The sequence below is a fragment of the Syntrophorhabdaceae bacterium genome (assembly GCA_028713955.1).
Classification (GTDB): domain Bacteria; phylum Desulfobacterota; class Syntrophorhabdia; order Syntrophorhabdales; family Syntrophorhabdaceae; genus UBA5609.
The window spans coordinates 1-6,105 of sequence record JAQTNJ010000191.1 but is presented as its reverse complement, the minus strand read 5'-3'; the positions used below and the strand labels follow the sequence as shown (position 1 = coordinate 6,105).

Here is a 6,105-nt window from a genome sequence, read left to right as displayed (position 1 = left end):
CCGGGTTTTGCGTCTTCAGTCAGGAGAAATCGGTAGTTTAATTCGACGGTGATGGTGCCGCGATTATATGGCTGGTGTACAAAAGCGTTTCCAGAAGTTATCCAGATCTCGTTGGTGAATCCCTGGATGTGAATTTCCCTGAAGGGCCATTCAATGCCCTGAAAGGTGAGCATATAGCCGGCCGGATTGTTATTCCTGATCTGGATACGTGAGGCACTTTTTATATCTATGTAGCCTTTATGTATATCCGCATCGGTAATAATTACTTCACGCACCTGATGGAGTATTTTAAGACTTGTCAATGCCGGAATCCTTGCGGATACCATGATCTTTGTTTTTGTTGAACTGGCATAAGCCGTGTTTCTGGTAGAGATTGATGCAAAAAAAAGCATTACCGCAAATAGCGCCATGAGAAGCATGTGCTGGACGGGGGTGAAGTGCCCCAGTATTAATGGAATTGCAATGAGAGAGTAATGATTACCAGCCAGCACCTGCTCGATCTTTTCGATGAGATTCTTCGATACGACCGGCTTGGTAATAAAATCCCTTCTGCCGATCTCCCCTCCGCGTTTTACAAGTTCATCTTTTTTGACCACTGCGCTAACGAAAACAAAGGGGATATTTTTCGTTGATTCATCCTCAAGGAGGATCTCCGCAACCCGCCCGCCGTCCATCTTCGGCATGACGATATCGAGGAATATGAGATCGGGTTTAAGCTGTTTCGCCAGCCTGATGCCTTCAATGCCGTCCGTGGCCGTGAAGACCTGATATTCCCCCGTTCTTTCAAGGTTCAGTTTTACAAAGAAACAAAAGTCCTCTTCATCGTCAATAAGAAGGATCTTTTTTTTATCCATCGAGGGTGTTCCCCTTTTTCGATGGATTGCACGGCAGGGTGATCGTCACGGTTGTGCCTGCCCCCTCTTTGCTGCTGATGGCAATACTGCCGTGATGACGGTCGATGATCCCTTTTGTGACGGATAGGCCGAGCCCCGTACCCCCGGAGCCCTTTTTTGTCGAAAAGAAGGGATCTAAGACATTATTAATAATCTCTTCGGGTATCCCCGTTCCCGTATCCGTTATTGCAACTTCGACGCATGGTTCCCCGTCTTTGCCCGATCCCGTTGTGGTTGTGATGGTGATGGCGCCTCCGCCTTTCATCGCTTCGGATGCATTGATGAATACGTTGATGAAGACCTGCTTGATCTGGTTGTCGTCCGCCAGTACCGCAGAGATGCGGTGGGAATAATTCCGTATAATCTCTATGTTTTGCAGGTTCATCTGGTGCTCTACCATTGCGAGGGCTTCCTCAATGAGAATGTTCATATCCGCCTCGGTGAAGGAAGGAGGTGTCTGTCGTGAAAAACTGAGGAGGTTCTGAATTACTATATCTGCCCGGATGGCCGATTTTTTTATCCTTTCGCAGGCATCGATGAGCGTGCTGTCTTCGACTGATGACTGGACATATGCGATCCCCTGAAGGATGATGCTAAGGGGGTTTTTCAGTTCATGGGCGATCCCGGCAGAAAGCTGCCCGAGAGACGCCATCTTCTCTGACTGGATAAGCATTGCCTCTGACATTTTGAGATCCTCGTATGCCTTGCGAAGCTCTTTGTTTTTGCTCTCAAGCTCGGAGAGGAGTGTATGGAGCTTTTCTTCTGCCTGTTTGCGCAAGGTGATATCCTCAACAATACCTTCATAGTAGGCGATTGAGCCATCCGGGTTACGGATAACCCGTACATTCATTGAGATCCAGACGTTGCTCTTATCCTTACGGTACAGTTGTGCTTCAAAACCGCGTATCATATCGTCCCTATCGAGAAGCTTCATGTATCTTTTGCGGTCTTCAGAATTCACATAGAGCTGCTCGCCGATGCTTGTAACGGTACGTATCATCTCTTCGGGTGAGGAAAACCCGTGTATCGATGCCAGTGCCGGATTGACCCGCAGGTATCTTCCCTTGGGGGTGCTCTGATAGATCCCCACCATGGCGTTGTCATAGATGTTACGGTAGTCCCCTTCGCTCTTTCTCAGGGCGTCTTCAATCTTTTTACGCTCGGTGATGTCGCGGATGGCCGCAAGGTGTGACCTCCGTCCCTTCCAGGACAGGTGTGTGGCGGTGATCTCGACGGGGAAGACGGTGCCGTCCTTTTTCCTGTGATAGCGGAGGGGGATCACGGTCAGTTCTTTCAGCGTGGCCTTTCGTGTTTCCTGCTCCTCGGCCGAGAGATCGGTATTCTTTTTCTGGAGGAGTTCCTCCTTGCTGTACCCGTAGAGAGACGTTGCGGCGTTGTTAACCTCGAGGATCTGCCCTGTTTCGCTGTCGATGAGGAAAATGGCATCCGACTCAAGATCAAAGAGCGAGCGGTAACGATCCTCGCTTTCCCGGATCTCTGCTTCCATATGTTTCTGCTTGGTGACGTCGCGCCAGTGAATATGGGTTATTAATTTTCCATTAACAGTTACTATGGTAAGAGAAACCTGAACCCAGAAGTCTATGCCGTCAAAGGTCTGGTGGACCCATTCAAATTGGTCCTTCCTTTTCTTGTCCGCGAAATAGATGGCTTTCTTTTCTTTCTCTTCGGAGAGCCGACCATCGGGCTGTTTTCCCGGGGATATCTGAGATGGGCGGAGCCCTACTATCTGATCCTTGTGTGGACAGTGCAGCATTTCGAGGGCCGCCTTGTTGCAATCTATAAATCTCCCATCCTCCATGAGGAAGACAGGATCCATTGAATTTTCGAACAACAAACGGTACCTGGTTTCACTTTCTTGAAGCGTCTTTTTTATTTTTTCCAGTGCAGATTCAGATATTCCCACTCCCACCATACCCCTTTTTTATCGGGTTAACAAAGCTGCAAGTTGTTATAAATATATCAGAAAAATAAAATAATGCAAGCCAACATATTATAACGATACGTTTTTTTATCCTCCTCCTCCGCTATTATCCTGTCAATCACCGGCTCAACATTGAGGTTATACTGTCTTGATTTCCGTACATTGATCTTTCACCATGCTTTGTACTTTTTGAATATGGACAGGCAGAAAATTATAGTCAGGGACCGTGAACTGATTCATATCATCTCTGAAAAATTGACAAGTTCCTCCGCTATCCTCTTAAAAGAGGCTATGAGTGGAAGGTACAGGTAGGATGCCTTTGGCATGCACACGCCCGTGATGAGCCTACCCTCGTGCATCAATGCCGCCGCGTCGGCCATCTCGATAATCCTTTCCATCCCCGTTCTGATGTTCTCTTTCAGAACAGGATTTCTCGTGAAAATGAAGTCTTTTGTGTCCCTGAATTGCTTTTTCATTGCTGTTGAAAGCTCCGTTATCTCCATGGTAGCCTTCACGTTGAGCATAATATTATTCGACAGTATCGTCTTCTTCTTGGCGGTCAGGTTCCGCACCGCTAAAGCAATATTCTGAAGGGGGACCAACAGGCTCAGAAACTTTTTGTCCACCTCGTCCTTCTGTTCTTTTGCCGCAATGTCCTCAAAGGATGACAGATTCGAGGAAAGTATTGCCGTGAAACGTTGTTCACCCTGTTTCAGTATTGTTTGATCCTGCGTGATAAACCCTTTTGAGATATTTTCCAAAGCAGGTATTGTCGCCTCAAATATCTCATACAGTCTTTGAGTCAGTTCTTTTTCTTCCATTGTTCATACCTCCTCATTGGGAATACATAAAACACTCATGCCTTTTGCCATGAGGCTACGGTCTCCTGTTTCCTGCAATACAAAATAGCGTTTCGGGAACAACCGGTCACAGGGGTATATACTATGGTAATAGCATGAATGACCGATTTGTCAATCTGAGAACTCTCATGAGGCGGAAGAGGAACGGAAGGGCAGAGGGTGAGAAGGTGAGAAGAGCAGAAAACATAATATCCCGGAAAGGGTAAAGCGTGAGGGAAAAACAGCCGTGAGGCGGAAGGAGACTGGTCGCTTGATGCTGGATGCTCGTTACGGAGGGGACGCGCCATGAGGAGACCAGATCATATGATCTGCTGGATTGAAAGACCCCACCGGTGCCCCGGACGGGTTCGGGGCGCAGCAGCACATGAGGATCGAGAGGATCACGATACCGATCTATGATGGTTGAGATCTCTCAGAACCTGTTGAAACGTATCTTTGCGTAATCGAGCTGATCTCCGGGGATGGGTGCTTTGGTTTCGGCGGGATAGCCGATGCCGACGATGGATTCAACCTTTATGTGCGGCGGGATGCCGAGGAGTTCCTGAATGTATGCCTCTGCCGTTTCATCCTTTGAGTGGGGCCTTAAGCGGATTTGAACCCAGCAGCTGCCGAGGCCCAGGGAATGGGCCGTGAGTTGGAGCACAATGGACGTGATGGAGCAGTCCTCTACCCAGACATCGGACCTTGTTTCGTCGCCGCATATAACAACGGCAAGGGGCGCCCCTTTGAGAAACTGAGAACCGTGCTCCTTTGACCGGGCAAGCGCGGCGATGGTTTCGGGATCATCGACAAAGATGAATGTCCAGGGATTGATCCCCCGGGACGAGGGACAGCGGAGGAGCGCCTCCTTCAGCGCTTCAAGGTGTTTCCCCTCAATTACCTTGTCCTGATATTTCCTGATGCTCCGCCGTGAGCGTAAAATATCGATCATGGACGCCCTCCTGGAATTTTCAAACTCTATCGACCCGCGTTACGGTTCGTCTCCCCTTCATTATATGTATTTTATATATTGAATTGAATAAAAATAAAAGAGGGGAAAAAGAGATGACCTCACATACATGATCAAAAAATGTATTGAAAACTACTTTTGATTATAGAAAAATACAGAAAAGAGGTATAAAAGAGAAAAGGAGGTTCTTAACGTCAATGACAGGACTGCTCCCCGGCTATAAGAAGTGCTTCTTTTGTGGACCGGCAACCGGCGGACTTGCCCTCGGGCTCCAGCATGCAGACGGGGCCGTATTCTGTGAATTTACCGCAGATCAGAAATACCAGGGCTACGATGGGGTGATGCACGGAGGCATTGTCTCAGGGATTCTTGACGAGGTTATGTGGTGGGCGCTGTTCATGGAAACGAAGATCATAACGGCAACTTCCAAGATCGAAGTCGAGTTCAGAAGACCGATCATTTGCGGAGAAGCGTATCGTGCGAAGGGACAGGTGCTTCGTTCGGTTCACGGCACATACAATGTCTCAGGGCTCATAGAGAATGCATCCGGACATGTCTGTGCAAAGGCGCATGGCTTTTACCGCAAAACAAAGGGATTCACCGTAGAGGATATTATCAGGCACCTTGATTTTAGAGGCGTTTCTCCAGAGGTACGCGCCCTCTTTCAGTTAACGGAGGGTATGCTATCGAATGATGCAAGAAACAAGACCTCGTACCATTAACAAAGTTACCGATGGACAGGAAGCAGGGGGCTTGACTTTGATGACAGTATCTGACCCTTTTCTTTTCTTTTTGATTTCCCCACAGTCAACCCTCTTCTTCTTTTGCATACCGGTAATAGAAAAGTTAGTCACGTTAGTCAACTATGTCCCCAACTGCCGTCCCCAACTGCCCTGAGTTAAAGATTCTTCTATGAGGCTTTTACATTTCACAAACAGCACTTTACGATTAACAAAAAAACGACCTAAACACATAGGCCGTTTGCAGTGCTTCAAATAAATATTACTTTTTTTCGATATATCTTTATTATTGCCCTTATCAATTCAGCGTCATCCAGACCTGCTCGCTGAAGGGAAAAGAGGAGTTCTGTTCCTTTTCTGGCAATCTTAACCATTTCCTCAAACTCGCCATTACGTCCGGCATTATAATACTCTTGCCTAAACCGCACTATTTTTGATAAAGACCGACTAAATCTCTGATTTTCCTTTTTTCTTTCTTCCTGGCAGCTTTCGCAAAAACATTCACCGTGTCTTTGAGCCATCCCTAACAGCTTGGTGATTCTGTCATGAGGGAATTCTTCTTTTGTTATCAAAACCCTTAAAGCTTTTACGACATTAACAAAATCCAATGCCTTTTTCCCGTCTGCTTTTTTTTCTGGAACGATTTGTTCTGGCTCTACCATAACTTCACCTCTTGTTTTTTGAATGATTACCCTTTCTGCTCATTGACGTCTTCATGCCG

Annotated in this window: 6 protein-coding genes; 1 reads left to right on the top strand and 5 read right to left on the bottom strand. The window is 47.2% G+C overall.

Translation table 11 applies throughout. The features are described from left to right. From PHU49_13335 to PHU49_13320, 4 genes are all read right to left on the bottom strand, one after another. Window positions 1-854 (bottom strand): response regulator (locus tag PHU49_13335; protein ID MDD5244991.1); only part of this gene is annotated, 854 nt, incomplete at its 3' end. After that, on the bottom strand, window positions 847-2,817 hold the full coding sequence (locus PHU49_13330; GenBank protein MDD5244990.1) for a PAS domain S-box protein: 1,971 nt from the start codon (window positions 2,815-2,817) through the stop codon (window positions 847-849). The genes PHU49_13335 and PHU49_13330, both read right to left, overlap by 8 nt. A gap of 254 nt (window positions 2,818-3,071) precedes the next feature. Further along, the gene (locus tag PHU49_13325) at window positions 3,072-3,656 is read right to left on the bottom strand and encodes a hypothetical protein (GenBank protein ID MDD5244989.1); all 585 of its coding nucleotides are present in this window, start codon (window positions 3,654-3,656) and stop codon (window positions 3,072-3,074) included. Between the two features lie 451 nt (window positions 3,657-4,107). Continuing rightward, entirely contained in the window at window positions 4,108-4,626 is a 519-nt protein-coding gene (locus PHU49_13320) for a nitroreductase family protein (protein MDD5244988.1), read from the bottom strand. Between the two features lie 215 nt (window positions 4,627-4,841). Here PHU49_13320 and PHU49_13315 point away from each other — a divergent pair, with 215 nt between their 5' ends. Next, window positions 4,842-5,366 carry a PaaI family thioesterase gene (locus tag PHU49_13315; protein MDD5244987.1) on the top strand — a complete coding sequence of 175 codons (525 nt, stop codon included), beginning with the start codon at window positions 4,842-4,844 and terminating at the stop codon, window positions 5,364-5,366. Window positions 5,367-5,635: 269 nt separating this feature from the next. On the opposite strand, the gene PHU49_13310 is transcribed toward PHU49_13315, so the two are convergent. Further along, window positions 5,636-6,046, bottom strand: coding sequence for a hypothetical protein (locus PHU49_13310; GenBank protein ID MDD5244986.1), 411 nt, complete (start codon window positions 6,044-6,046; stop codon window positions 5,636-5,638). Between the last annotated feature and the right edge of the window lie 59 nt (window positions 6,047-6,105).

Bases quoted from the DNA above. Each gene is read 5' to 3' on its own strand.
- PHU49_13325 (MDD5244989.1), bottom strand. From the start codon at position 3,656: ATGGAAGAAAAAGAACTGACTCAAAGACTGTATGAGATATTTGAGGCG.
- PHU49_13320 (MDD5244988.1), bottom strand. From the start codon at position 4,626: ATGATCGATATTTTACGCTCACGGCGGAGCATCAGGAAATATCAGGAC.
- PHU49_13315 (MDD5244987.1), top strand. From the start codon at position 4,842: ATGACAGGACTGCTCCCCGGCTATAAGAAGTGCTTCTTTTGTGGACCG.
- PHU49_13310 (MDD5244986.1), bottom strand. From the start codon at position 6,046: ATGGTAGAGCCAGAACAAATCGTTCCAGAAAAAAAAGCAGACGGGAAA.